At 54.4% G+C, this 25,580-nt stretch carries 26 protein-coding genes; 7 read left to right on the forward strand and 19 right to left on the reverse strand.

Going from position 1 to position 25,580, the window contains the following annotated elements; all coding sequences use genetic code 11:
* Positions 1–55: 55 nt before the first annotated feature.
* The 9 genes from BLP45_RS03540 to tmk form a co-directional block, all read right to left on the reverse strand.
* Positions 56–529, reverse strand: coding sequence for a VOC family protein (locus tag BLP45_RS03540; RefSeq protein WP_090369827.1), 474 nt, complete (start codon positions 527–529; stop codon positions 56–58).
* Positions 530–531: 2 nt separating this feature from the next.
* Positions 532–657, reverse strand: a complete 126-nt coding sequence (locus BLP45_RS14875; RefSeq protein WP_256327660.1) for a hypothetical protein — start codon at positions 655–657, stop codon at positions 532–534.
* A gap of 449 nt (positions 658–1,106) precedes the next feature.
* Complete coding sequence (locus BLP45_RS03545; RefSeq protein ID WP_090369829.1) at positions 1,107–1,799, reverse strand: MgtC/SapB family protein; 693 nt, start codon at positions 1,797–1,799, stop codon at positions 1,107–1,109.
* Between the two features lie 688 nt (positions 1,800–2,487).
* Positions 2,488–3,231 (reverse strand): SDR family oxidoreductase, encoded by a 744-nt coding sequence (locus BLP45_RS03550; protein WP_090369831.1) that lies wholly within the window; start codon positions 3,229–3,231, stop codon positions 2,488–2,490.
* 66 nt (positions 3,232–3,297) lie between these two features.
* Complete coding sequence (locus tag BLP45_RS03555) at positions 3,298–3,687, reverse strand: VOC family protein (protein WP_090369834.1); 390 nt, start codon at positions 3,685–3,687, stop codon at positions 3,298–3,300.
* A gap of 69 nt (positions 3,688–3,756) precedes the next feature.
* The gene (locus BLP45_RS03560) at positions 3,757–4,413 is read right to left on the reverse strand and encodes an ankyrin repeat domain-containing protein (protein WP_256327661.1); all 657 of its coding nucleotides are present in this window, start codon (positions 4,411–4,413) and stop codon (positions 3,757–3,759) included.
* Positions 4,414–5,178 (reverse strand): TatD family hydrolase, encoded by a 765-nt coding sequence (locus BLP45_RS03565; protein ID WP_090370053.1) that lies wholly within the window; start codon positions 5,176–5,178, stop codon positions 4,414–4,416.
* Positions 5,179–5,238: 60 nt separating this feature from the next.
* Entirely contained in the window at positions 5,239–6,378 is a 1,140-nt protein-coding gene (gene holB, locus BLP45_RS03570; RefSeq protein WP_090369835.1) for a DNA polymerase III subunit delta', read from the reverse strand.
* Positions 6,378–7,010, reverse strand: a complete 633-nt coding sequence (gene tmk, locus BLP45_RS03575; RefSeq protein ID WP_090369837.1) for a dTMP kinase — start codon at positions 7,008–7,010, stop codon at positions 6,378–6,380. The genes holB and tmk overlap by 1 nt, the downstream gene beginning before the upstream one ends.
* A gap of 255 nt (positions 7,011–7,265) precedes the next feature.
* On the opposite strand from tmk, the gene BLP45_RS03580 reads away from it, so the two are divergent.
* Positions 7,266–7,886: a hypothetical protein gene (locus BLP45_RS03580; protein WP_090369839.1), complete on the forward strand. Its 621-nt coding sequence runs from the start codon at positions 7,266–7,268 to the stop codon at positions 7,884–7,886.
* A 33-nt stretch (positions 7,887–7,919) separates the two neighbouring features.
* Here the strand turns inward: BLP45_RS03580 and msrA are convergent, their stop codons facing one another.
* The 5 genes from msrA to BLP45_RS03600 all read right to left on the reverse strand — a co-directional run bounded on the left by msrA (position 7,920) and on the right by BLP45_RS03600 (position 12,155).
* On the reverse strand, positions 7,920–8,624 hold the full coding sequence (msrA, locus tag BLP45_RS03585; RefSeq protein WP_218117938.1) for a peptide-methionine (S)-S-oxide reductase MsrA: 705 nt from the start codon (positions 8,622–8,624) through the stop codon (positions 7,920–7,922).
* A 63-nt stretch (positions 8,625–8,687) separates the two neighbouring features.
* Entirely contained in the window at positions 8,688–9,218 is a 531-nt protein-coding gene (gene msrB / locus BLP45_RS03590; protein ID WP_090369841.1) for a peptide-methionine (R)-S-oxide reductase MsrB, read from the reverse strand.
* Between the two features lie 324 nt (positions 9,219–9,542).
* Positions 9,543–9,707: a hypothetical protein gene (locus BLP45_RS14545; protein ID WP_176754643.1), complete on the reverse strand. Its 165-nt coding sequence runs from the start codon at positions 9,705–9,707 to the stop codon at positions 9,543–9,545.
* A gap of 190 nt (positions 9,708–9,897) precedes the next feature.
* Entirely contained in the window at positions 9,898–11,664 is a 1,767-nt protein-coding gene (locus BLP45_RS03595) for a hypothetical protein (RefSeq protein WP_143002382.1), read from the reverse strand.
* Positions 11,665–11,993: 329 nt separating this feature from the next.
* Positions 11,994–12,155 carry a hypothetical protein gene (locus BLP45_RS03600; protein WP_256327662.1) on the reverse strand — a complete coding sequence of 54 codons (162 nt, stop codon included), beginning with the start codon at positions 12,153–12,155 and terminating at the stop codon, positions 11,994–11,996.
* A 482-nt stretch (positions 12,156–12,637) separates the two neighbouring features.
* Here BLP45_RS03600 and hrpA point away from each other — a divergent pair, with 482 nt between their 5' ends.
* Positions 12,638–16,534 carry an ATP-dependent RNA helicase HrpA gene (hrpA, locus tag BLP45_RS03605; protein WP_090369847.1) on the forward strand — a complete coding sequence of 1,299 codons (3,897 nt, stop codon included), beginning with the start codon at positions 12,638–12,640 and terminating at the stop codon, positions 16,532–16,534.
* 362 nt (positions 16,535–16,896) lie between these two features.
* Here hrpA and BLP45_RS03610 read toward each other — a convergent pair whose 3' ends face one another.
* From BLP45_RS03610 to BLP45_RS03620, 3 genes are all read right to left on the reverse strand, one after another.
* Positions 16,897–17,838 (reverse strand): D-hexose-6-phosphate mutarotase, encoded by a 942-nt coding sequence (locus tag BLP45_RS03610; RefSeq protein WP_090369849.1) that lies wholly within the window; start codon positions 17,836–17,838, stop codon positions 16,897–16,899.
* A gap of 182 nt (positions 17,839–18,020) precedes the next feature.
* The gene (locus BLP45_RS03615) at positions 18,021–18,470 is read right to left on the reverse strand and encodes a DUF3293 domain-containing protein (RefSeq protein WP_090369851.1); all 450 of its coding nucleotides are present in this window, start codon (positions 18,468–18,470) and stop codon (positions 18,021–18,023) included.
* 92 nt (positions 18,471–18,562) lie between these two features.
* The gene (locus tag BLP45_RS03620; RefSeq protein WP_090369853.1) at positions 18,563–19,126 is read right to left on the reverse strand and encodes a sugar O-acetyltransferase; all 564 of its coding nucleotides are present in this window, start codon (positions 19,124–19,126) and stop codon (positions 18,563–18,565) included.
* Positions 19,127–19,696: 570 nt separating this feature from the next.
* Here BLP45_RS03620 and BLP45_RS03625 point away from each other — a divergent pair.
* The 3 genes from BLP45_RS03625 to BLP45_RS03640 all read left to right on the forward strand — a co-directional run bounded on the left by BLP45_RS03625 (position 19,697) and on the right by BLP45_RS03640 (position 22,901).
* Positions 19,697–20,278, forward strand: a complete 582-nt coding sequence (locus BLP45_RS03625; protein WP_371128727.1) for a hypothetical protein — start codon at positions 19,697–19,699, stop codon at positions 20,276–20,278.
* A gap of 500 nt (positions 20,279–20,778) precedes the next feature.
* A complete protein-coding gene (gene ppk2 / locus BLP45_RS03635) occupies positions 20,779–21,585 on the forward strand; it encodes a polyphosphate kinase 2 (RefSeq protein ID WP_090369856.1) in 807 nt (268 codons plus the stop codon).
* A gap of 239 nt (positions 21,586–21,824) precedes the next feature.
* Complete coding sequence (locus tag BLP45_RS03640; RefSeq protein ID WP_090369858.1) at positions 21,825–22,901, forward strand: PstS family phosphate ABC transporter substrate-binding protein; 1,077 nt, start codon at positions 21,825–21,827, stop codon at positions 22,899–22,901.
* Positions 22,902–23,016: 115 nt separating this feature from the next.
* Here the strand turns inward: BLP45_RS03640 and BLP45_RS03645 are convergent, their stop codons facing one another.
* Together BLP45_RS03645 and BLP45_RS03650 are read right to left on the reverse strand one after the other, a co-directional pair.
* A complete protein-coding gene (locus tag BLP45_RS03645) occupies positions 23,017–23,421 on the reverse strand; it encodes a PIN domain-containing protein (protein WP_218117939.1) in 405 nt (134 codons plus the stop codon).
* Positions 23,414–23,647 (reverse strand): AbrB/MazE/SpoVT family DNA-binding domain-containing protein, encoded by a 234-nt coding sequence (locus BLP45_RS03650; protein ID WP_090369860.1) that lies wholly within the window; start codon positions 23,645–23,647, stop codon positions 23,414–23,416. Before BLP45_RS03650 ends, BLP45_RS03645 begins: the two co-directional genes overlap by 8 nt.
* Before the next feature lie 210 nt (positions 23,648–23,857).
* On the opposite strand from BLP45_RS03650, the gene BLP45_RS03655 reads away from it, so the two are divergent.
* Positions 23,858–24,292 (forward strand): hypothetical protein, encoded by a 435-nt coding sequence (locus BLP45_RS03655; RefSeq protein ID WP_256327663.1) that lies wholly within the window; start codon positions 23,858–23,860, stop codon positions 24,290–24,292.
* 183 nt (positions 24,293–24,475) lie between these two features.
* Entirely contained in the window at positions 24,476–25,147 is a 672-nt protein-coding gene (locus tag BLP45_RS03660; protein ID WP_090369862.1) for a transposase, read from the forward strand.
* The last annotated feature ends 433 nt before the right edge of the window (positions 25,148–25,580 follow it).

A 25,580-nucleotide genomic window follows, 5' to 3' on the forward strand; every position in this document is an offset into this window, starting at 1 on the left:
CATGAAGCTCGAGCCAGAGCTGGACTCGAAGCGTGGCGACTCATGCCAGCGCAGCCTACCCGCGCACCGCCGCCTCGATCATGGCGACGTCGATCTTCCGCATCTTCATCATCGCCGCGAACGCGCGCTTCCATACATCGCCGCCCCTCGCCATAGCGTCGGTCAGGACGCGCGGGGTGATCTGCCAGGACAGGCCCCATTTGTCCTTGCACCAGCCGCACGCGCTTTCCGCGCCGCCGTTGCCGACGATCGCATTCCAATAACGGTCGGTCTCCGCTTGGTCGTCCGTGGCGATCTGAAAGGAGAATGCCTCGCTATGCTTGAACATGTTCCCGCCGTTGAGGCCAACGCACGGCACGCCGCACACCGTGAATTCGACCGTCAGGACGTCGCCCGCCTTGCCGCCTGGAAAGTCGGATGGCGCCCGGTGCACCGCGCCGACCGTGCTATCGGGAAAGGTCTGGGCGTAAAAGCGAGCGGCCTCTTCCGCATCATGGTCGTACCATAGACAGATTGTGTTCTTCATCATCGTTACTCTCCCCTATTTGCCGCCGACCAGGGAAAAGTCCCGCCGAGCGGATTGTCGGAGCCCTGATTGGAGCCGGCACCGTAGCCATCAAGTAGGATGGCGAAGTTGTGAACGCGTAGCTTAGTCATGGAGATTCCTTTCTCAATTCATCGTGGCCACAAAAGTGGCGATGCTGCAGCACTATGCACACGTAGTCGAACGGGAAACCCGGAAATCGACAGCCCGAAACGGCATTATCAGGCGGATCGAACGCGGAGCGCAAACGAGCGTTTACGCAACGTATTGTTGAACGCCCAATGGCAGAACATTGCGTGTTGCGCGCGTCTCGACTAACGAACAAGACATGGCTTCCCGAGCCGCCGCGCCACGTCGTACTGCCACCCGTGGCGACGATCGCGCCTGTGTACCCAGGCTCCACTTGTGCGCAGCGGCAAGTCTTCAAGCTGCTACCGCGATGTTGACCGACGAGCAGCGCACCGTGCTAGAAGGTGCGGAAGGGTCGACCGACCAGCACACCTGCATGGTAACGTCGGCCGCCTGGCGCAAGCGACTGGTCGTATCGGTTAGTTTCTTCATGCTAATCGCCGGTCGTCGAGATACGGAATTCCCTTACAGATTCCAGTTTGCGCAATTCTTCCGCAAGAGCAGAAGCCCTGCTGAGATTGGTAGTTCGAATATCCATGCGATACTCGAACAATCCGGCTGCGGTGATGCGATAGCCTGTCTTGGCAATCTCAAAACCATGGTCGGCCAAAAGTGTTTTGACTTGGTGCTCCGGCATCACGTTGTTCCTATCGAAGCTAATATGATATTGCGCGTACGCCTGGGTAGGGATTCTGTCTTCAATCAATTGAAACAGATAAAGGACCCCAAGTATGAGAATGGTTCCAAAAATAGCGGGAAAATAAAATCCTATTCCCATCAGAATACCAATAACGGCAGTGATCCAGATGGAAGCCGCGGTCGTTAAACCACGGACGCTCAGCCCCTCCTTGAAAATCACCCCTGCCCCGAGAAAGCCGATGCCGGTCATTATCCCCTGGGCCATGCGGGTCGGATCCGTCCGTATGGAATCAAGGAGCATGTCGGAGGGTAGCCATTTCCCCTGATAAAGCGTCACCAGCATCAGCAGGCTGGATGCGAGGCATACGAGCGTGTGGGTTCTGAATCCGGCAGGATGGCCGCGAAGGCTTCTTTCAATGCCGATCGCGCCCCCCGCGATCACCGCCCCGGCAAGATGAATAATAATTACAAGATAATCGGAATTCATCTCCTTCACCGGTCGGATCTACACCGCCCCTGAGATTACCAATCCCAAAAAACGCTACGCGCGATGTTTCATATTAAGGTTGAAGTTTAGTATACCAGAATACAGCACTGATTATATGTTAATTATCTCATTCCTAGTTAACGCTCTCCGCATTCTTTTTTTTATGTGATTATTCATATGGTATATATGCGTTAAAATGAGCAGGCGCCACCTGAGAGGTTAAAAAATGGTGGATTAAGATCACCTTTGGTTTACTGCATTATCGTAGAATACAACTTGGCATCCGGTATCCGAAGAAGCGCGAGATGCACATTGCGTGGCAATTTACGCCGACGGGTTTGCCAGGCTGATAACAGTAATGTACTTGTATTAATCTACGACAAGGAGTAGCTAGGTGAAAAACTTGAAGCTGTGCACGCTGGTAATAATAATGGCCGCATTAAGCGGCTGCATATCCATCGGTTCAAAGGGTTCTCCCGGACCACAAGGGCCTAAGGGTGAACCAGGCAGTACCACGGTAATCGTTCCTGAAAAGAATTATTAAAAAAACGACTGCTGTCCATACTTTGCCGGTAAATCCCGCGGACCGGCAGAGGTCCCGGTAGCCACCCCGGGCTTGCTGGGCTTTTTACTCTCAATAAGTTGCTTCAGGCCAGTAAGGACTCGTTTCCTGGCGGGAATTTGACATTCAAGCAACGCCGCCACTGGCGCTGATGTTTTGCCCTGTAACCCAGCCAGCTTCGTCGCTAACAAGAAAAAGCACCACGCGTGCGATGTCCGCCGGTTCGCCGATGCGGCCGAGAAAAGACATGCTGGCCATGCGCCTGATCGTTTCCTCGCTCTTTCCGGTGGTAAACATTTCCGTATTTACCGGCCCCGGGGAGACAATGTTGGCGGTAATGCCCCGCTCCCCGGCTTCTTTCGCAAAGATGCGCGTCAATTGTTCAAGCGCGCCTTTGCTAGCCGCGTAAGCACCGTAGTTTGGCAGCATCAGCCGGGTTACGGTGCTGGAGAGGCTCACCACGCGCCCGCCGTCCGCGAGCCGGGTGGCGGCTTCGCGCAAGGCGTAGAAAACGCTTTTGACGTTAATGTCCAGGACACGATCGAACTCTTCGTCGCTAATATCGGCAATTTTTCTGGAAAGAAGCACGCCGGCATTATTGACGAGGATATCCACGCGGTTGAAGCGCTCCATCGCGGCGTCAAAAAGCTTGCGGACGTCAGCCGAATTACTGACGTCCGCCCGGACGGCCAGCGATTCGCCCCCTGCTTCCGCTATCCCGGCGCACACCGCCTCCGCGGCCTTCTGCTTTCCAACATAATTGACTACGACTTTGGCCCCCGCGCCAGCCAACATGCGCGCAATCTCGGCGCCGATGCCACGCGAAGAGCCGGTAATGATGGCGACTTTGTCCCGGAGCGATAAGGGCATCCTTCAGTTTTCCAGGCCGTATTCGTTATATTCAGCGATGCGAATTACAAAGTTGGAAGTGCAAGGTTAGGAATCACGTTCGGTAAAGCTCAGTTCCACGCCGTTTCCAGCGGGGTCTTTAATGAACAGTTGCGCGATGCCCAGGATCGGCACCTCTCCCCTCTCGAATTTGATGTTGTGCTGTTTCAGGCGTGCCTCCATTTCCGGGCGGTTGGTGCAGGTGAATGCCGCATGATCAAAGGTGGCGTTCACATGGGTCAGGCGCGGTTCGTCCGGCCCTGCCTGGCTCAGGTGGAGAACGCATTGATCGCCGGCATAAAGCCAGTATCCAAAGTTGCCAAGATCTGGCCGCTGTCCCTCTTCGAGTCCCACTATGTCGCAATAGAAGGCCTTGAGTTCATCCATGAGTGCACGCGGAGCGCGCAGATTGTAATGATTGAAACCAATCGTGGCCATATCGATTTCCCCGTGCAAGTTGCGGATGGCGGCGGCGTTCTTCCTAGGCCGGGATGGATAAATTATTTCTCATTCCTTTGCACCGTTGCCTTTCAGCAATTCGGCGACTTCATGATGTTTCCTGGCCAGAGCCCACTTCAGCGCGGTTCCGCCCGATTCATTCCTGATATTGGGATCCGCGCCATTTTTGAGGAGAACCTTGACGGCGTCGGAATGATTGCCTCTTGCCGCCATCATTAATGCCGTTGTCCCGTTTTCCGAAGTTGAATTTACCTGCACCCCTCCGCTCAGCAACAATTGAATGATGTCCGCGTGCCCGTTCGTCGCGGCATAAATCAGGGGATTCCAGCCGTCATGGTTGACTTCCGCGCCCTTGACATAAAGTTTCTCGACGATGCCGCCGAGGCCATTGTAGCTGGCAAGCATAATAGCGGTTTCACCATACTTGTTGCGCAGATTAAGCTTGGCGCCGGCATCCACCAGAAGGTCGACGAGATTAGGGTTTTTTTGCCGGACGGCCACCATCAAAAGCGTATTTCCATGCGCATCAGGCGTGTTGGGATCCGCGCCCCTTGCCAGGAGCTTGCGCAAATCCGGAATATTGTTATCTTCCACTGCCCAGCGTAAGTCCTCATAGACGCCCGCTGCGGCGATCGATGGTTGGCACAAACCTGCGGCAAGCACCAGGCAAGCCGCAAAAAAAGATTTTCTTGGCGAATTCATCATTCAGGCAGCCTTGAACAGGTTGAAAAAATTACTGGTGGTGGCCGTGGCCACCTCATCCACGCTGATACCGCGCAACACCGCTATTTCTTCGGCGACGTATCGTACAAAAGCAGGCTGATTGATTTTGCCGCGATGCGGCACCGGGGCAAGATAGGGCGAGTCGGTTTCTATCAGCATTCTTTCGAGTTTAATTCTTTTGGCTACGTCCTTCAGAGCAAGCGCTTTCTTGAAAGTGACAATGCCGGAAAAAGAAATATAGAAATTCATTTCCATCGCCTGCTGCGCGACTTCCCAGCTTTCGGTAAAGCAGTGCATCACCCCGCCGACGCTATCCGCGCCCTCCTCTGCCATGATGCGCAGTGTATCCGCAGCGGCTTCGCGGGTGTGAATGATAAGCGGTTTACCGCATTGGCGCGCGGCGCGAATATGCTGGCGGAAGCGCTCCCGTTGCCATTCCAGATCGCCTTTCAGGCGAAAGTAATCCAGCCCCGTTTCGCCGATAGCGATAACTCTGGGATGGTCGGCCAGGGATGCCAGATGCGCCGCCTGCGGCTCGGCCAGATTTTCATAATCGGGATGAACGCCGACAGAAGCAAACAGGTTGGAGTGGGTTTCCGCCAGAGCGAGCACCCGGGGAAAGTCTTCCAGATTGACGCTCACGCAAAGCGCATGGCTGACATCATTCTCCCGCATTTTACCCAGCAGCGCATCGAGGTTGCTGGCAAGATCGGGGAAATCAAGGTGGCAATGGGAATCAACGAACATGGCTGAGAACCGGCAAGTAATGCAAGTTTTGGTTGCGCCGATACTGAATGGTTCCTCCAATCATTGCGCCTGCCCCGGGGTACGGGATGCGGGAGCAACCGACATGACATAGGAAAACAGCATTTCCTCCAGGAATAACCGGGGGTTGAGCGGATGATGCGCTAGCCGGTGGGTCGCATTCAAGGCGCGTAAGTAAGTCGCCAGTGCACGCGGATCGATCCCGGATGCGAGCGATTTTATGGTAGCTCGCATTTCCAGGTGATAGCGGATTTTCCTGGTTGTGCGAAAACTCATCAAATCATAGCACCATTTCTGCAACCAGTTGACCACCGTGGGCAGATCCGATTTCTGCATTTCCTCAGCCAGCGCAACCGGATTGAAATTTCCCGGCGCGCTGATTTGCCGGATGAAGGCCTCATGCCGGCCAAGATAAGTGTCATCGTTGAATTCCAGCGCGGCCAGCGGGGCATACCCCGCGGAAGCAAGGCACGTTGCGGGGTCTTTCACCCCTTGCTGTTTAAGCCACGCAGTCGCGGTAGCAAGGTCAGGCGCGGGCATGGCGATTTGCCGGCAGCGGCTGCGTATGGTCGGAAGTAAATGCTGCGCACGGTGCGTGACTAGAATAAACAATGTTCGCGCAGGCGGTTCTTCCAGATTTTTCAGCAGCGCATTGGCGGCCGCGGGTTTCATTGCTTCCGCAGGATGAATCAGAACAATTTTATAGCCATTCTGGTGGCTGGAAATATTAATGAAATCGCCAAGCTCACGAATTTGCGAGATAAGTATTTCCTTACTGGGCTTTTTCCTGGATTTCGCGCTGCCGGATTCCACTGCACCCACGCCGTCTGCCCCCTCCTCCCCGACGCCGGCCGGAGAATCGAGTGTTCCCTCGTCCCTCGCGCCGCTGGCCGATCCCGACGTTACTGATATTGCTTCCGGTTCAACCAGGCGAAAGTCCGGGTGATTTCCCTGTTCAAACCATCGGCAGCTGGCGCAACGTAGGCACGCTTCACCTTCAATAGATGGATTCTTGCATAACCGGAATTTAGCCAGATGCGTGGCCAACGCAAGCTTGCCAATACCCCGTCTGCCTCTCAGCAGCAACGCGTGGCTCATGGACGCGCTACCGGATGTGCCGATCTCGGCTACTTGCGCCAATATCCGCCATACGTCTTTCTGCCATGGATAAATAGCATTCATTAACAAATAGCTAAAATAACTTTATCAAGTGACTTCTTAACTTCTTCCAGAGACTGGTTTGAATCTATCACGCGTATCCGGGAAGGAAATTTATGCGCTCTTTCCAGATAAGCTTCCCGTACCCTCTCGAAAAACGCATCCTGTTCCTTTTCGAACCGGTCGGCCGGTTTAATGGCGTTGATGCGCTGCCTTCCCAGTTTAACCGCTACGTCGAAATAAAGTGTCAGGTCCGGCTGAAAATCTCCCTGCACCCATCGCTCCAGATCATCCAGTTTGTGCCCAGCTAAACCTCTGCCTCCGCCCTGGTATGCAAAACTTGCATCGGTGAAACGGTCTGAGATAACCCACTCGCCCCGCGCCAGGGCTGGCAGAATGACTTTGTCCAAATGCTCCCGCCGCGCCGCGAACATCAGCAACGCCTCTGTTTCAGCATGCATTGCCCGGCCGCTGTCAAGCAGGAGTTCGCGCAGTTTCTCGCCCAAGGGTGTGCCGCCTGGCTCGCGCGTCACCATCACCTTGTGACCCTTATCTCGTAAAGCCCTATCAAGCCAGCCGAGATGAGTGGTTTTGCCCGCGCCGTCTATGCCTTCGAGCGTGATGAATTTGCCTTTGGCCGTTGTCGAGACAGTCATTTCCTGAAAATTCTGATCGTGATACTGGCTATCCCCTGGAACAAAGCGGCCTCCTATTGTTGCCTGTTGTTCAGTTTATCTTATACTGGCAAGAGACACTAGCAGCCAAAAATCGCAGCCGGAATTGGTAAGCTGTGCTAAACAGGTATAGCATCATATCGACAGAAGCCATTACCGTTGCCCCTCGGTCGCTGCCTCTCGTCGTGATGGGTAATAAAATCTCATGCAGAACGTAAACAATTCGGGAGGTCAACCATGCCTTACATGATCAGACGCACACCGGCCCGGCACATCAGCTTCATGGCATTGGCGTGGTTGATATCGAGCGCCTGTTTGTCCAGCGCTCTTGCGGACGAAAAAATACAAATTCCACCGGCGAGCGGCGCACCAGTGGAAACTTTCCTTCCTCCCGGTGAGCCGCTGACAGACTTTGAGACCATGGAACTGCATTACAGGCGCTATACCACTGCTGCCCAAACGATGGCTCAATTATTCAGACAACTGAATCAAAAGATTCAGGAGGTCTCCCTAGCGGCAAAAACGGCTGAGGCCAAAAGCAGTTCCCACAACCGGCGTATGTTGGCAGACAAGTTGCGTCAGCTGGAAAACACGCGCACCTCGTATAGTCATCAGTATGCGCAACTGCAATCCCAGATGCAGAACGAATACCGCAGCTACACCGCCATTAGCAATGACTTGAAGGCCAGGCACGATACGCCAAAGGATACCGAAGCAGGTCAGGAAACAATCGGGGAAGTAAATTCCAAATCCACTAAAGCGAAAGGATCAAAGACGAGCGGACCGCGGATAAAGGAAGAGGACGCAAGAGGCCCAACTCCGGCTGCAACGGCAGAGCCGTCTCAGGTTCAGCGCTAAGGGCAGTTAACTGAATGACAATACATTTGGACTTTACTGCGGCATGCCCCACAGCTCCGCCAGGCGCGTATCGCGGCCGCAGTTGCTGCGATAGTAGGCATAGCGCACCGGGTTCTTGATGTAATAGTCCTGATGATATTCCTCCGCCGGGTAAAACGTCGTCGCGGGTAGTATCTCCGTGACGATGGGCTGCGTAAAACGGCCCGAGGCCACGAGCTCAGCCTTGGATGCCTCGGCTTGCCGCTGCTGATCGGCGTCATGGTAGAAGATTGCGCTGCGGTATTGCGAGCCGTCGTCGCAGAATTGGGCGTTGGGCGTGAGCGGGTCGATCGTGGGCCAGAACGCGGCCAACAGCTTGGCGAAATTTGTCTTTGCGGGATCAAACCGAACCTGCACCGCTTCGATATGACCCGTTTTGCCGCCGGACACCTGCTCGTAGGTCGGGTTGGCCGTCTTACCGCCGATGTACCCGGAGGTGGTGGATATCACACCTGGCACTTTGTCGAAATCCGCTTCGGTACACCAGAAACAGCCGCCGGCAAAGATGGCTATACCCTCGGAATCCGGTTCGGCGGAATTGGCACTGGTGGATGTTGACCTGTTGGCTGCATCCGGCTGTCCGCATGCGGCTAGCCCAGCCATCAGCAATGCCAGCAACAACGCCAGGAACGGCGTCCTGCGGCCAAGCGCCAAATGGCTATGGTGGTGAACATGGGTGCAGGGAGTACGGAGGGCCATTTTGCTAAGTATAAATGGTTTGGGCTCGCATAAGGAGGACGTCACCAGACGCGCCGGTCGTGGTCAACTCCTGAGTGCGGGCAGCTCCTGGTTCTTTGGCACAAATCGAAGCGCAAGCCCGTTGTTGCACCAGCGCTCACCGCGAGGAAGCGGCCCATCGGTAAATACATGGCCTTGATGGCCGCCGCAACGCGCGCAGTGGTACTCGGTGCGGGGCAAAATCATCCTGAAATCCTGCTTTGTTGTAACATGCCCTGTAATAGGTTGCGTAAAACTGGGCCATCCCGTACCGCTTTCGTATTTATCGGCACTATTGAACAGAGGCAGGTAGCACGCGGCGCAGAGGTAAGTGCCCTTCCGATCTTCACGATTCAGGGCGCTACTGCCAGGAGGCTCGGTATCCTCTTCGAACAGCACACGGTAGGCCGCTGGCGAAACCAGTTCGCGCCATTCTTCATGTGGCTTGTTCAGCGGTTTTACACTGATCGTCCCCGCGCCGGGCTGACTTCCCGTTGCTTTGGTGCGGGAGCATGCCGAGATCACTGGCAGCACCGCCAGCATAGCGAGACTCTGGAGTACGGCGCGTCGATTCATAACCCCTCCTTAAGCAGCCCCTTGTTGCTTCCAGTAACTATCGGCTATTTAATCTTTGACTGTCGGCAAATAGTATCGTTCTTTTAGGTGATCCTAATCGTACCGCTGGTCCCCTTCGCCGCCCAATTGGCGTCTGATTTCGAAGAAGACATAGCGACAAACACTTGACTTTATTTTTAGATGGGTTAACATATGTGTGAGTAATCCTCTCCTTTGTAAGTGGAAACTATAAACCCGAAGCCGCTAGTCGCCTTCGGGTTTTTTTCTGCGCGGCGGACGAGCAACGCATTGATGCAATACTTGCAGCTGGTGTTGGAATTTTCATTATTTGCGATGGCCGAGCACCAGACCCGCTATTTCCACAGCAATACCCAGCACGAAGAGAATCGCGCCGATCCAGATATTTTCTGGCGCCAGAAACATCAGTACACCGCCTAGAACGACCAGCGTGACGGATAAGAGCCGCTTGGAACGAGGATTCCTGATCATGGTATATGGAATTCTTCGCGAATAAATCAATATCACTATAGACCCTGACAGGCAAAATACTAGTGGCGCGTCAGATTCGGCAGATTCGATTTAAGGGAATCCGCTGGAAAAACGTCCATTTCCTGTTTCCGACACACTGCGGGATAATTTACCCAGGGAGGCGGACCTTTCGTTCCGCATCCTCACCGGATTATCCGGCGTCCGCGTCCAACTCAAAAACCCTGGAGCCGGTCACAAATAGAAGCTGCTCGATAACCTGATCGGCTTGCGTAGCCAGCGCTGCGGGGACGATATTGTGCGACAGCGATGCTTGAAGCGCTTCTTCTAGGTGCGATGACCTTTCATTCGATAACTGTAGCAGATCTGTCGGCAGCCCTTGGCGAAAGAGACCGTAGCAGGCGGCAGGCGCAAGTGCGTGCTGAAATGCCCATTGCGCATCCAGGCGCAAGTAATCGAGTTGTTCGAGCGGAATACCTGTTTTGCCGTTAAGAAAATCTAAATCCTCATTAATCAATTCGTGAACCGGCACGCTCTCAACGAGAGGTTCCAGTTTGGCAAGATACCGCTCGTATTCGGATGGCCCGCGAAATTTTTCCGATTCAATCTCCAGGTCGATGGTCTGTTCTTGCGCAGCGTTGAATACAATATCCGACACCGCGATCTCGCCACCCTCCAGTTCCTCCTCGCCTTCCCGTTCCTCACTCCCCTTCCGTGGTTCGAAGACGCGGATGAACAGATCCGCTTGCGCCTTTTCCGGCTGGCGGAACTGCCCCGTGTGGTAGGAAATTTCATAAGCTCCGGCAGTATCCGCAATCGTTTGCCCAAGCAACGTCTCTGCCCGCATATCCCTGTCGAACGCACGCACAATGACGTTGGAAAGTGGAGTGCCATCCACGTGGCGGATGGCACCGCGAACGACGCATCGCTCTCCGTCCGGTTCAGGCAAGGTGACAAGGATTTCCACTTCCTGGTCTCCTGGCAGCAGATTTGCAATAATGGTATCGGTAACCAGGGGAGCAAGAGCCTGGTCATCCCGGTAGAGCTGGAAGAGAACCTCCACGCCTTGTCCCCTGCTGAAAAAAGACTCGTCAACCGGGAAGAGAACGACACCTTTGCTGTTCGTCGTGCCTGAACGGATCAGCTGCTGTGTATTGATCCGGAATACAGCTTCGACATATGAATTGGGTAGTGGCGCGCCTGTCCCATGATTCCTGACCGTTCCTGTCAGTGTATAGGTTCTGGGCGCAAAATCCTCGGCCGTAATCTCGATGAATTCCTGCATTGCGGCTGAAGCTTTTCCGCCTTCGGCTACGATATTTCCTTGCGGATCAACTACACGGACAAGCAGATCGGGGCCCTTTCTGCCATCGGATTGCCAGACATAGTCGATTCGATAAGCGCCATTGATCTGAAGCGCGGCGGGATTTCCGCAAGGGACAAAATTGTTCGCCGGCAGCGCATCGAAGAGACGAACCGTAAAGCCGACCGTGCTGAGGGGAACCCCGTCCGCCTTGCTGACCTGCCCGCTAACGGTGTAAATACGCGGCTGGGGGATGTCAGGACTAATACCGACGGTGGCGATGGTTTCCAGCCGCTGCCTCAGGTCGTTGGCCTGGTTTGGCTTGAGGTTTTCGAGGGTGAAACCTCGCTCCCAGAATATTCCCGCGAAATCGTTCCGCCTGCCGGGAATAGGGATGACAAGCCCAAATAGATTGTGCAGTTCGCCATCGGCAATGAGAAGACGAAGCGAACTGGCCGTGACCGTATAGCTGGAATAATCCAGTTTGGTCAGTGCTTTTTTTAATGTTTCTACATCACTCGTACTCAGCTTTTCAAGCAATATCCCGTGAGTCAGGATATGCTGCCGCAGATTGCCGATTGCTTGAATGATGTCCAGCAGTTTTGTGAGGATGGCGAATTTTCTATCCGGGTGGATGAACTGAACCGTAGCTCGCATGTTGCCTTCCCTTCCCAAGTCCGGATAAACAGCAAAATCGTGAAAAAGTACCGCCAACGCGCCTGGTTCCGATAGACGGCGTTATCGCGCAGTCTATGTCGTGGATTACTCTTTTACCTCTGCTGCGATTGCATGCTTTCGAGTATAGGGCAACTTCCGGCAACTTGCTGGGTAGTTGATCAGGTTCGGTATTCGAACCGGCGGCTTCAATAGTGGAACCCAGCGATGAATCCATGGATTATACGAGTTTGCCCCTTGGGCCCCGACTGAGAACGGCATTGGTTCAGGCGCGCCAGGTGGACATCCTGCCCGTTTCGCCAGTAATCTTCCTATTCGTCCGCCGGTTCTGATTTGCGGCGTCCGAGCACAATAAGCGCTATTTCTACACCAAAACCGAGAGCGAAAAACACCACGCCGATCCAGATTTGTTGAGGCACCAGGATCATCAGTAATCCACCCAGAACGAGCAGCGAGAAGGATAATGACCGCAATATTCGTTTCGTGCGAGGGTTTGTAATCATAGCTGTAAAGCAAGCGCTTGAGCATAAAGAAATATTTAGTATAACCCTGAATCTGGAAGATGCGAGGGAAGGAGCCCTGGCCCGATCCCGCGCATGATTGGGCTGCGCTACTCAAGCACGCCTTTAACGAATCGGATGCATCAGTCCAGCTTCTTTCACAAGGGCGGGAAATGCATTGCGGTATGGCATGGGGTTCATTTTGACGTCGTTTGAAAAAAATATCTGTGCGACAACGTACGGATGAGTCTGCGCCATGGCCAATCCCGTCGTTGCGCTCCGCTCTCCAAGCTAGCCAGAACCGGGAAACCAGGGCGTCAAAAGCCGCGAGCTACCAAACGTGATGCGTCCCTTTGCCTCTCTCGCTGATTGCAAGGTCATCGGCTTGTAGCTGGAATTGGGCTGTCTACCTTGTCCTCCTGCGCTAAAATACATACCTTTTTGCAAGGCGACTGATGAGGAAATCATCTGCCACAGCTCCCGTTGCCGCCGCCGCCGAGGTCGCATCACGCTTGGCTAATCTGCCGAAGCCCGTTTACGCGGAAGACCTGCCCGTCGTCGCGCGGCGTAACGACATACTGCGCGCGATTCGGGAAAACCAGGTGGTGATCGTGTGTGGCGAGACTGGCTCGGGCAAGACCACCCAATTGCCGAAAATCTGCCTCGAACTCGGGCGCGGGGCGGCGGGGATGATCGGGCATACGCAGCCGCGGCGCATTGCGGCGCGTACGGTGGCGGCGCGGATTGCTTCGGAACTCAAGAGTCCCCTGGGCCACGCGGTGGGATACAAGGTGCGCTTTTCGGATAAGGCAGGGCCGGAGACTTATGTCAAAGTCATGACGGACGGTATCCTGCTGGCGGAGACGCAGGGCGATCCTTCCCTCCTCGCCTACGACACGATCATTATCGACGAGGCGCACGAGCGCAGCCTCAACATCGATTTTCTGCTCGGCTATCTCAAGCAGTTGCTGCCCAGGCGGCCGGAGCTGAAGCTTATCGTCACTTCCGCCACCATCAACGCGCAGCGCTTTTCGGCGCATTTCAGCGATGCGCCGGTGATCGAAGTGTCAGGCCGGATGTATCCGGTGGAAGTGCGTTACCACGCTGTTGGCCTGAATCAGAAAGGAAGGGATGAAGACAGGGAAGAAGGCGATCTCGAACAGGCCATCCTTGATGCGGTGGACGAGACCACCCGCTCCGGCATGGGCGACATACTTATCTTCCTTCCCGGGGAGCGGGAGATTCGGGAGACCGCCGAGTTATTGCGCAAGCATGCATTCGACCGGCTCAGGCCCGGCCACGGTGCAGGCGCTCAAATTCTGCCGCTATTCGCGCGCCTGTCATACGCGGAACAGGAGCGCGTGTTCAAGCCGGACACTAACGTAAGGCGTATCGTGCTCGCCACCAATGTGGCGGAGACGTCCCTCACCGTACCCGGCATTCGCTACGTGATCGACACGGGACTGGCACGCCTCAACCGCTACAGTTACCGCAACAAGGTGGAACAGTTGCAGGTGGAAAAGATTTCACGCGCCTCCGCCAGCCAGCGAGCCGGGCGTTGCGGGCGGGTAATGAGCGGCGTCTGCATCAGGCTCTACGCGGAAGAGGATTATCTTGCCCGCCCGGAATTCACCGATCCGGAGATCCTGCGCTCTTCGCTGGCAGCCGTGATCTTGCGCATGAAATCCCTCAAGATCGGCGAGGTGGAAAATTTCCCGTTCCTTGAGCCGCCTCCGCCGCGGATGATAGCGGACGGCTACCAGTTGCTGGCGGAACTCGGCGCGGTGGATGACAGCAATGCACTGACCACTATCGGCTGGCGGCTGGCGAAGTTTCCGATCGACCCGAAAATTGCGCGCATGATACTGGCGGCGAAGGATGAGAACTGCCTGAGCGAAATGCTTGTCATCGCTTCCGCCCTGAGCGTGCAGGACCCGCGTGACCGTCCATTCGAGCGGCGGGAAGCGGCCGACAGGGCGCATCAGCGCTTTCAGGACGAACGCTCCGACTTCCTGGGCTACTTGAGGTTGTGGGATTTCTTCGACGAATTATTGAAGCATAGAAAATCTAATCGCAAGCTGATGGAGCAATGCCAGGAAAATTTTCTGTCGCATCGCAGAATGCGTGAATGGCGTGAAATTCATGGCCAGTTGCACGCACTGGTAATGGAAACAGGGCTGAGACCCAACCAGATTCCCGCCGGTTACGATGAAATTCATCGCGCACTCCTGGCCGGGTTGCTGGGCAACATCGGCTTCAAGGCCGAGGAGGACGGCGAATATCTCGGCGCGCGCGGAATCAAGTTTTCGATTTTCCCCAGCTCGGTGCTCAAGAAGGCCAAATCCAAATTCGCGTCAAAATGGATCGTGGCCGCGGAATTGACTGAAACCACCAAGCTCTATGGGCGATGCGTGGCGAAGATCGACCCGCTCTGGGTGGAAAGAATCGCCGGCGGACTGTGCAAGAAGCACTACTTCGATCCGCACTGGGAGAAGAAGCCGGCACAGGTATCGGCGTTTGAGCGAGTAACGCTTTATGGCCTGACGGTGATGCCGAAGCGGCGCGTCTATTACGGCGCCGTCAATCCCAAAGAAGCGCGCGAAATTTTCATCCGGTCGGCGCTGGCGGCCGGTGAATATGAAACCCAGGCACCGTTTTTCGAGCACAACCGCAAACTCATTGCTGCCGTCGCCGCGCTGGAACACAAGGCCCGCCGCCCGGATGTGCTGGTGGACGAAACGGAAATTTTTGCCTTTTACGATGCCATTATCCCTGAGGGCATCTGCACCGGTGCCGCTTTCGAGAAATGGCGCCGGCAGGCGGAACAAAAAAACCCGCGCCTGCTGTATCTCACCAGGGAATACCTGATGCGCCACGAGGCGGCGAACATCACGGAAGAGCGGTTTCCGGACAGCATCACCGTGGATGGCGCCAGGCTGCCCCTGACGTATCGCTTCGATCCTGGACACATACTCGATGGCGTCACCGTTACCGTGCCGTTGCAGCTGCTCAACAAACTTGACCCAGCGCGATTCGACGGCCTGGTCCCGGGGCTCATCCGCGAAAAAATAACGTGGTATCTGAAGGCGCTGCCCAAGCAGATACGCCGCCACGTGGTGCCGATACCCGAGTTTGTGACGCAGTTCCTGGAAAGCCGGGATGGGGAAGCAATTGCATTGGCCGGACGGCAGACGGAAAAAACCGAGTCTTGGACCGTGCCTCTAACCGAGGCATTGTCCGGATTTATCCGGGAGAAAACCGGCGTCGCGGTTTCGTCAACTGCCTGGCAGGATGAAGCGCCCCTGCCGCACCTGCGGATGAACTACAAAATCGTCGATGATGCGGGGCAAGAGTTGGCAATGAGCCGGGATCTCCCGCAACTCAAGGCACAGCTTGGTCAGGCGGCGCAACTCACATTCTCCCGGCCCGATTCGGGCGAACGCAACCCGATCGAGCGCGACGATGTAAAGCGCTGGGATTTTGGCGACTTGCCCGAAGAAATTGCCTTTACCCGCAGTGGCAAAAAACTGACCGGTTATCCGGCCCTGGTACAGCGGGAGGATAAAGTGGCTATTCGCCTGTTCGATACGCGCGAGGCCGCGCAAGCGGGCATGCGTGACGGCGTGCGGGAGCTGCTGCGTTTTGAGCTTAAAGAGCAGATGAAGCAGTTGGAAAAGAATCTGGCTGGGAAGAATCAGCATCTAAGCCAGGCCACCTTGCAATTGCACAGTCTCATCAGTCCCGATGCGCTCAGGGGAGATATGCTGAACGCGGTTACCGATCGCGCTTTTATCGGCGACGATGTACTGCCGCGCAATGAGAAAGAATTTATCGCGCAGAAGCAGCGCGCGAGGGTGCGGCTGCCCGCCGTAACCGAAGCCGTTACACGGTTGGTGCAAAGCGTTGCGGGCGAACATTACGCATTGACGGGCAGGCCAAATTTTGCCGGGCCGGCTGCGTCGGCCGATGGCCGCGGATTGAAAGACGGACTGGCGGTGCAACTGCAGAGGCAATTAAATGCGCTTGTTTATCCGGGATTCCTGAGCGCCACACCATGGGAACGCCTGCAACATTTGCCGCGTTATTTGAAAGGCATGGTTCTGCGCCTCGACAAATATTCCAGCAACCCGGAGCGCGACGCGCGTCATGGCTCCGTTATTGCCGGTTTATGGAATCAATACGAGCAACGTCTGGAGAAGCATCGCAAGGCCGGAATCAGCGATCCCAAGCTCGCCGAATTTCGTTGGCAGATCGAGGAGTTGCGTATCTCGCTGTTTGCGCAGGAACTGAAGACGCCCTACCCCGTCTCCGTCAAGCGGCTACAGAAATTGTGGCAGGAAGTGAGCGCGTGAGGTCCTGTGTAGGATAGGTGAAGCGTAGCGTAACCCATCATTTGCCTTATTTACACCTCGCCAAAGCCATGGCCGTTTAACTCACCGTTTGGATTCCGATGGGTTACGCTTTGCTTCACCCATCCTACAAAGCTTCGTCATTCCCGCGAAAGCGGGAATCCAGACGCTGATCGGAACGGGCCGTCATTTCTGCAGTGGGTGAATCGGGCAACCGAAACCCGTGGATTCCCGCTTTCGCGGGAATGACAGGGTAAACGGGGGAGTAGGTGCAGGCAATGTGCCTACATAAAGAAAAAATCAAACAATATCGTTGACAGCGAACAGAGCATCTACTTTTAAGCGCAGCGGTCAGCGATAAACGGTTAAAAAAGCTCCTTGATCCTTTTCAGTACATCCGGCACGTACCGCTCGATGCGGTAATTTGCCGCCAACCTGAATTCGCCGCGAGGGCCGACTTCCGCCACATCCGAGGCAGCATTGGCGGTTTCAACGCAAAGCAGGCGCTTGTAATCATCGTCCTTCAAGTCACCCATTTCGGCTGCGATTTTTGCCCACGGGTTCCACACCACGGCGGTTTTGCTGCCTCGGGATGCGATGCGAATCCGGCGGTCAAGGGCCGTATCATCGATTACCAGCTCATCTGGTGCGTCCCGGTAGATACGGTCGACTTCCGCTTTGATCGTTACCGCTCCTTTCTGAAGTTTACGGGCGCCATTATCGGCTTTATCAATATATTCGGTGTCTTCCAGGCCCAATACAACGACCTCACCGATATGCTCCACCTTGAAATAGGTGTGAAGCGCCTGGGTGATGGAAAAGCTTTCTTTTCCCGTATTACGCGTGATCAATTCCAGGTTCAGGGAGTCCCCGACGGTAATTTCCAGTGCGAGGACGAAGGAATGCGGCCAGATAGCCCTTGTTTCGGGAGTGTCGGTCAGCCCTAGTGTAACCCTGACGTCGCCGTCCGATTTGGTTTCCGTACGTATTACGTTCCAGAAGCGGTTACGCACAAAGCCATGCGCCGGACGGCCGAACGCTTCGGGGTCCGGCCCGAACCACGGCCAGCAAATCGGCGTGCCTCCCTTGATGGCCTTACCGGGTTGATAGTACGCAGCTTCACTCAGGAACATCAGGTCGTGCGGCTCATTGACAGGCTGGAAAGACAATACCTGCCCGGCGTAGACGGAGATGACAGCACGGGCTTTGGCATTATCGATCTGAATGAAGGGAAGTCCTCCCGCACCTTCAACGAATTTCAGTTGATCGGTGATTCCATGATCTGTATTCAGTTGTTCGATATTCATTGTATGGTTCTGTTTGACTTGCTGGTGAGATAGCGGGAATACGAATGCCCGGATCCTTCCCCGGCGATAAACGAGCGATAACCACGCCCGAAAGTAGCATCATATCATGCCCGGTGGACGGGAAAGCTTCGCAGCTTTCACCAGCGGCGTGCCAGCGACGCGCATCGCGCACTGCTAATTTGCTATCGCAGCAAAACCAGCCTGGGAATAGCGTCGGCATCGGCCCATACGATAGCATTTTGTCCGAACTCTCCGCCGAGCGCCCGGGATGTTTCAAGATCCAGGCCAAGCGCAAGAAAACTCTTTTCCCCCGGCCATGCCCCCGCTGGGTCGCAACCCTCGCCCTCACGTATCCGGCCTGCGTTACCCAACTGGCGATTCAGTTTGTCATAAAGGCGCGCTGATGCCGCCACGTTTTGCTCATCGCTTTGGGGCATGCTGAATGGGTTGCAGGCGGTGATAAATGCCGCACACTGATGGCCCGAGGCGGCGAAAAGCCGCGACAGCGGCTCGGAGTAATGACCGACCCGCAAAATGATGGCGTCGCAACCCGGTTCCAGCCCCGGTTTTATCCGGTAGGCAGCAGCGCGATAAGCAGCGATGAGGTCGTCGGAAACTTCAGATTTCGCCAAATGAAGTCCTCCGTATTTCCTTAAACGCAAGTCTTACCGTTACGCCTGAGTCAATATCGTTCATCAGGAAGATAGTGCTGTTGTTACCGCAATTACGCCAGGTTTCGTATTACCTTGCAAGGGTTCCCGGCGGCGAAAACATCTGGTGGAATATCGCGGGTAACGACGCTTCCCGCCCCGATGGTGGTTCCCTTTCCGATTGTCACATCCGGATTGATAATGACGCCGCCGCAAATCCAGGCGCTATCTTCGATGATGATTGGCTTCGCGGCTTCCAGGCCTTTATTGCGTTCCTCCGCCGTCAATGGATGAGTTGCGGTGTAAATCTGAACGTTCGGTCCCAGAAACACGTTGTCGCCGATAATGACTTTCGCGCAGTCCAGAATGATGCAGTTGAAATTGGCATAAAATTTATCACCAATACTGATGTTATACCCGTAATCGCAGAAAAATGGCGGCTCAATTTCGGCCTGCAGCCCTAACGCGCCCAGCAGTTCCTGTAGCGTCGCGGCACGCTTCGCGGTCTCGTCGGGAAGCGAGTCGTTGAATAGCTTAAGCAGTCTCCTCGCCCGCTTTCTTTCATTACGCAGCAAATCATCATTCGCCCGGTACAATTCCCCGGCGATCATTTTATCTTTTTCCGTCAGCTGTACCATTTTTACCTCCGTGATAGCAGAAGAACTGGCAAGTGAGACAAGGCGATTGCCGTCAACCTTCCGGCGTTATGTTCGTTTAATAAAATAATTCAAATAATTCTTCAGTGGCAGTGCCGTCATCGCTACGAAGAATAGGAATAACAAACTTCCAAGGGCCGGATTGCCGGGATAAAGGGTTTAAAGGGTTGAGGATGACGCGGCAGGAGTAATCCTCAATTCCTCGCAACTCACTCTGCCGGGATTTAATTGGGTAATATCGAAGGCTAACTTCGGTTGCATTATGCAATCAATCTATTATACTTTTATTGTGCAACTAACAGCGGAGGTGGAACTCCAACTTCCGATAAGCCGAATTTCGGATTCGAAACCGTCTCGCATGCTGTAAGATGGGCTTGAGTTCGAACATCGAACAGTGCTTATGCGTCGCCGGAATCAATAAGGCAAGCAGGCAAATCATAACAACGCGTTTTTTCTACAGGCGGTAAAAATCGAATTTACCGTCCTTTTTGCTACCCTGACTCAAGCGCGGGTTCGCGCGGAGCAAGCAAACACAGATCGAGAGGAGTAATCATGATAATCAAGCAAGTACTGCAGGCTGGCGCATCTGCTCTTGTCCTCGCCACAGCGCTTTACTGTGGCGCAGCGGGTGCGCATGGAAAAGTCGCGATGGAAGAAGATACATGCATGCGCCGGCTCGGGGACAACAGCATGGTGCATCTAAGCGCCTATCAGCCGCAACACGAGCCGAACGGCCACTACTGCACCGAAATACCGAAGGAAGGAGAAACCTTTCTGGTGGTTGATCTCGTCGACCAGGCACTGCGCGATATCCCGGTAGGGGTGCGTGTCGTCAGGGGAACCAGCGAGTTAGACGATGAGACGGTGACCTACTTGCGTCCGAGCTATCACCCTGACGGAGTGATCAAGGGAGAAACCAGCCTGGACCAGGGAGTGTATACGGTATTTATTACGGGAGAAGCAGTGCCCCCGGTGCACTATCAGTATCCGTTGCGGGTAAAGATGGTGAATTACACGAATATTTTTCGTGCTGCGATAGGCCCCCTGATCGCGTTGCTGCTGTTGACCCTGTTTGGATACAAGATCCTGAAATCCAAGCGAGTGCAGCAATGGAGAGCGTCCCGCCGCACCTAGGCAAACCGCGTTTTATGGTTTGATAGCTAGTCAACCAGGAACAAATCAGTTCCTGGTACATGCTCTGTTCGCTGTCAACGATATTTTTGATCTTTTTCTTTATGCAGGCACATTCCCTACACCTGCTTCCCTTTAACCTGTCATTCCCGCGAAAGCGGGAATCCATGGGTTTTCGGTTGCCCGAATTCACCCGCAGCGGGATGACGGCCTGTTCCAGTCAGCGTCTGGATTCCCACTTCGGGAATGACGAAGCTTTGTAGGATGGGTGGAGCGAAACGTAAGCCATCAACCTTCAACTACACTGTCGCAATTGTAGTTGTGAGGGTATGAAAATAACCGACGATGGGTTGCACTTCGCTCCACCCATCCTACGCAGGCTGCCTTAATGTGCCGCCCCTGCGGAAAGCGGCCAGCAAAACGTAGGGCGAGGCTCAGGTCGTAGCGCCATTCAATCCAGGAGCAAATCAGGGGGAGTATGTCCGCTAAAAAGGTTTTGAACCATGAACAAGAAAGATACTAAAAAAGAGGCGGACGAACCAGTACCTCAGATATCCAAAAAAGACTATGAGGATACCCTGTATAAACTCCAGGTCGAGCTCGTCAAGCTGCAGCGGCATTTCATCAAGTGCGGCGACAAGATTCTGGTCATCTTCGAGGGCCGGGACGCGGCCGGCAAAGACGGCGCCATCAAGCGCATTATCCAGCACCTGAGTCCCCGCGAAACGCGCGTCGTTGCCCTTGGCAAACCCTCGGACAGGGACCGCAGTTCATGGTATTTCCAGCGTTATATCTCGCATCTACCCGCAGCCCAGGAGCTGGTGTTGTTTAACCGCAGCTGGTACAACCGGGCGGGAGTGGAACCGGTAATGGGCTTTTGCACCCATGCGGAGTATGAGGAGTTCATGAGTTCGGTGCCGGAATTCGAGAATATGCTGGTACGTTCCGGCATTAAGCTTCTCAAATACTACCTCGACATCAGCAAATCCGAGCAGGCGGAGCGGCTGGAAGATCGCAAGAGGAACCCTCTTGCGCAATGGAAAATAAGCGCGCTCGACCAGCATGCGCTCAAGAAATGGAAAGAATACGGCCTGGCGCGCGACAAAATGCTGGCCCACACCCATAACCTTACCTCGCCGTGGACCATTGTGCATGCCGATGACAAGCAGCTGGCGCGGATCAATATCATCAAGGATCTTCTCGGCCGTCTTGACTACGTGGATAAAGATGAACGGCTGATCCTGCCGGACAAACGTGTCGTCATGCCTTTTGACATTTCGTTTATTGAAGAAGGCCGGCTGGCATCATAATCCTGCATCGGCCACCTGACTCTTGCCCGGACTCCTGTTTTCAGTTTCATTTGCCCGGTTCGCGGCGCACTGGCGCATTACTGCCCGTGGGCTCCCCATATTTCCATTTTGACACCCGCATGGAACCGGCGCGCAATACTGGCGCTGCCGGCCGTTAATATTGTGCTTTCTGTCATATTTCTGTCTTATACCATATGCTAGTATTTGGCGGCTGTCCGACCAATCGAATGGAGAGAAGAATGTTGATATCATATAAAAAAGTACTGGGTGTGACCGTTGTGCTGGGTACGTTAATTGGCGCTGCCAGTGCAGCGGGTGCTGAGGCAATAATAAAAATTGATGGCTCCAGCACCATGCATCCGATTACTGAAGCGGTGGCGAAAAATTTTGAGATGGCCCAAAAAGGCGCAGTCAACGTAACGGTCGGCATCTCCGGCACCGGTGGCGGTTTCGCGAAATTTTGCCGTGGTGAAATAGATATCGCCAATGCTTCCCGCCCCATTCAGCGAAAGGAAATGAAGGCTTGCAATAAGGCCGGCGTGGAATTCGTCGAATTGCCGGTGGCGTTTGATCCCATAACGGTAGCGGTGAATCCGGAGAATAAATGGCTCAGAACCATAACCGTCGCGGAACTGAGAAAAATGTGGGAGCCAGCCGCCCAGGGTAAAATTACCAGATGGAGCCAGGTGAACCCGGCATGGCCCGATGAACCATTCAAGCTCTACGGCGCGGGCGCGGATTCCGGTACTTACGATTACTTTACCCGGGCCGTCATCGGCAAGGCAAGATCAAGCCGTAACGATTTTACCGCATCCGAGGACGACAACGTTTTGGTGCAGGGGATCGCGAACGACAAGAATGCGCTGGGCTTCTTTGGGTTTGGATACTACATAGAGAATCAGGATAAGATCCGCGCTGTCGCGGTAGCTAATGGTAGAGGCGAAGGCATCATTCCATCCGCTGAAACGGTGGAGAACGGGACCTACCAGCCTTTATCCCGTCCCATATTCATTTACGTGAACATGAAGGCGGCGGAGAAACCCGAAATCAAGGAGTTCATCGAGTTCTACATGAAAAACGCATCCGCCGTGGTGAGAGAAATCCAGTACATCCCCTTGCCCCCCAGAGCTTACACCAAGAATATGGAATTCTTTAAGACGAAAAGGCTGGGTACCGTATTCGACGGCTTTCTGCCGGTGGGCCTCACAATCGATGAACTGCTCCGGCGACAACGCTTTCAAGGGATGCTCGATGACGATATGGGCTTCGGAATCGATGATCCGCTCCGGCGAGAAGCCCGCCTTCATCAAAATTAGGAACAGGAATGCCGTATCTCGCAATCGACAATTGGCCATGCGAGAATACGGCGTTGGCATGGCAATCATTGCAACATCAAGTACCAAATGCTTCAGGAGCCGATACTGCTGAGAATCAGCCAGTTGCGCTGAATGGATTGCGGATATGCAACTGACCATCGATCAGCAACCCGTCCTGCATGTCCTCTGAGTATAAGGTTTTGCATCCTGTAACGAGAGCGGCCGCTACGATCATCGCATCATAAACGTTCAGCCCATACCGCTCCGCGACAAGCCTGCCCCGGTCGTGTACTTCGGCCGTCAATGGTTCTGCCGGACATATCGCCCGGATCAGCGCCAATACGTCATTGATTTCCCTCCATGACATGGAGAGCTTGCAGCGCATCACATTGGCTATTTCGTTCAATACCTGCACGTTGATAACGCCGCCTGCCTGCATAACCTCTTCCGCCCGGTTGGCCTTGGCAGGATCAGCCGATAAGAGGTATAGCAGAACATTGCTGTCGATGAATTCATGCACGGGAATTCGCGTCGTCCCGATCAAAAGTGAAATCGGCCGGGAGCTTCCCTCTATACTTTCGTAGCTGTTCGAGCAAAGCGTCTTTGCCGGGTTTCTTTTTTACCTTGAATACCCGCTCATCAGCAATCATCACTTCAATGTCGTCACCTTCGCGTAATTCGAGTGCTTCTACCACCGAAGCCGGCAAGCGGATGGCGAGACTGTTACCCCATTTCGAGACTCTCATGATTGACTTCTCATAGATATACGTAAAACAAAGTATATCATTTTGCCCTACCCTATTGCATGTCGGACTATTACCCCGGATATTGTCCTTAAGACACTTTAAACATAATAATGTTGACAAAGTGTCGGATAATTGGTAGTCTGCAATCTCGGAAGCACCTCGCCAGCCCGTTTCGCAGATCTGATCTATAGGAATTTTGCAAAGCACATTATGGAAACAAAAAAAGTTATAACGATTGTCGCTATCCTCGGTTTACTGGCTTCATGCGCCCCGATGAGCCCTCACGAGGCTGTCAATAGTCCCGTTCTGCGAAAGGTTGTCCAGAATGCCAGAACCCGCAGTGACCATGATGCCTTGACGAAATACTTTGAAAATCTGGCCGAGGAAATGCAAGTAAAGGCAGAGGAGCAAAGAAAGCTGCTTGAGCATTACGAGGAAAAGGGCTACCTCTATGGGCGGCAAGCTCTAAGCCGGCAATCGCATACGTGGGCTCTCATGAACAGGTATGAGCTGGCTGTAAAGACAAGCCTTGCCAACGCGGCAGCGCACCGGCAAAAGGCGGCGGAACTCGCGCGCGGCGAGCGAGACGGCTACGCAGCCGCTATCCGGCGGAATTCCGAGGCCGCCACTACTAACGCAAACTAAAGGCTTCAAATCGACAACTACAAAGGCAATCCTATTCGTCGCGCCATTTCATTCAGCCTGTCATGAATCAGGCATCGGCGCAAACGGCTGAATTATAGCTATCTTCAATTGAAGAACCTCTGGGGAAATGGATTATTGGAATGATTCAGAAGCAGAGACTTTGACAAAGGGAGGGCGAACAAAATGCAGATCAGTCAGACCAATTTAAGACCGATGGAAACGGACGCACGCGCGAGGCGCTACAGCGCATTGATGAGGGCACACGCGCTAATCGACTGGGAAGGGCTGCGTGTACGGATTGTTGAGCTCTACCGGCGCGAGGTCAGCCGGGAGGCGGGACAAAAACCCATCGATGCGCTAGTCATGTTCAAAGCGGTGCTGCTGGGCCAGTGGCACAGCCTGTCGGACCCGAAGCTCGAGGAAGCACTGCGCATGCGTAGCGACTTCATGCATTTCTGTGGTCTTTGTGCATCCGATGATGTGCCGGATGAAGCCATGCTGCGTCGTTTTCGCAATCGTTTGATCACGTCAGGCAGGCTCGCGGGATTGCTTGCCGGAGTGAATACGCTCTTGCAGCGTCATGGCCTCCTGGTCAAGGGCCACAGTGCGATGGCTGATGCCACGCCCGTCCAATCCGCAGCCTATCTCAAGCCTGAAATGATTTTCAAGCCGGGTTCCGCAAACAGGCCCAAGGTTAAAAAAGGCGGGGTGACTGGCCGTACGGCAGTGATGTCGCCCACGCTCGCCAGTTGCGCCGAAGCGCAGAGCATTGATCCGGATTCGACCTGGGTCAAGCGAGACACGCTGAAGTTTCAATACACCCGGGCTACGCCGGAGAAGCAGTTCGTCTCGTAGCAATTGCCGGAAAAGCGGCTCGGCAACCGACTCCTCGTGCGACTTCTCCTGCATTCGAGCCTGACCAGGACGAATGCAGGGCAATCGGTTATTAAATGAAAACAGTTTTGGCTCTTATGCCGCGGAGATACTTTTGGTAAAGAAATGGTTCCCACTGATACTTCTTGTTGTTTTTACGGTAATCAGTATCGCTGCTTTAAGCGGATTAGCCAGGAATGTGGCGCAAAAAAGAACCCTTTTCAGCGATCCGTTATGCAGAATGGTATGGAAAAAGAAAAAGTCGTATCAGATTGCACAAAATCTGGGTGACGTAAAGAAACTGAGGACTGTTAGGCAATAGTTTCGCAAGAGGGCTGCCTTATCGCGGCGCCACCGTGGGCGCGCCACCGTGGGCGCGCAACGTGTGAAGGTCCGCGAAAGTGATAAGGCAGGC

The sequence above is a fragment of the Nitrosospira sp. Nl5 genome, from assembly GCF_900102495.1.
Taxonomy (GTDB): domain Bacteria; phylum Pseudomonadota; class Gammaproteobacteria; order Burkholderiales; family Nitrosomonadaceae; genus Nitrosospira.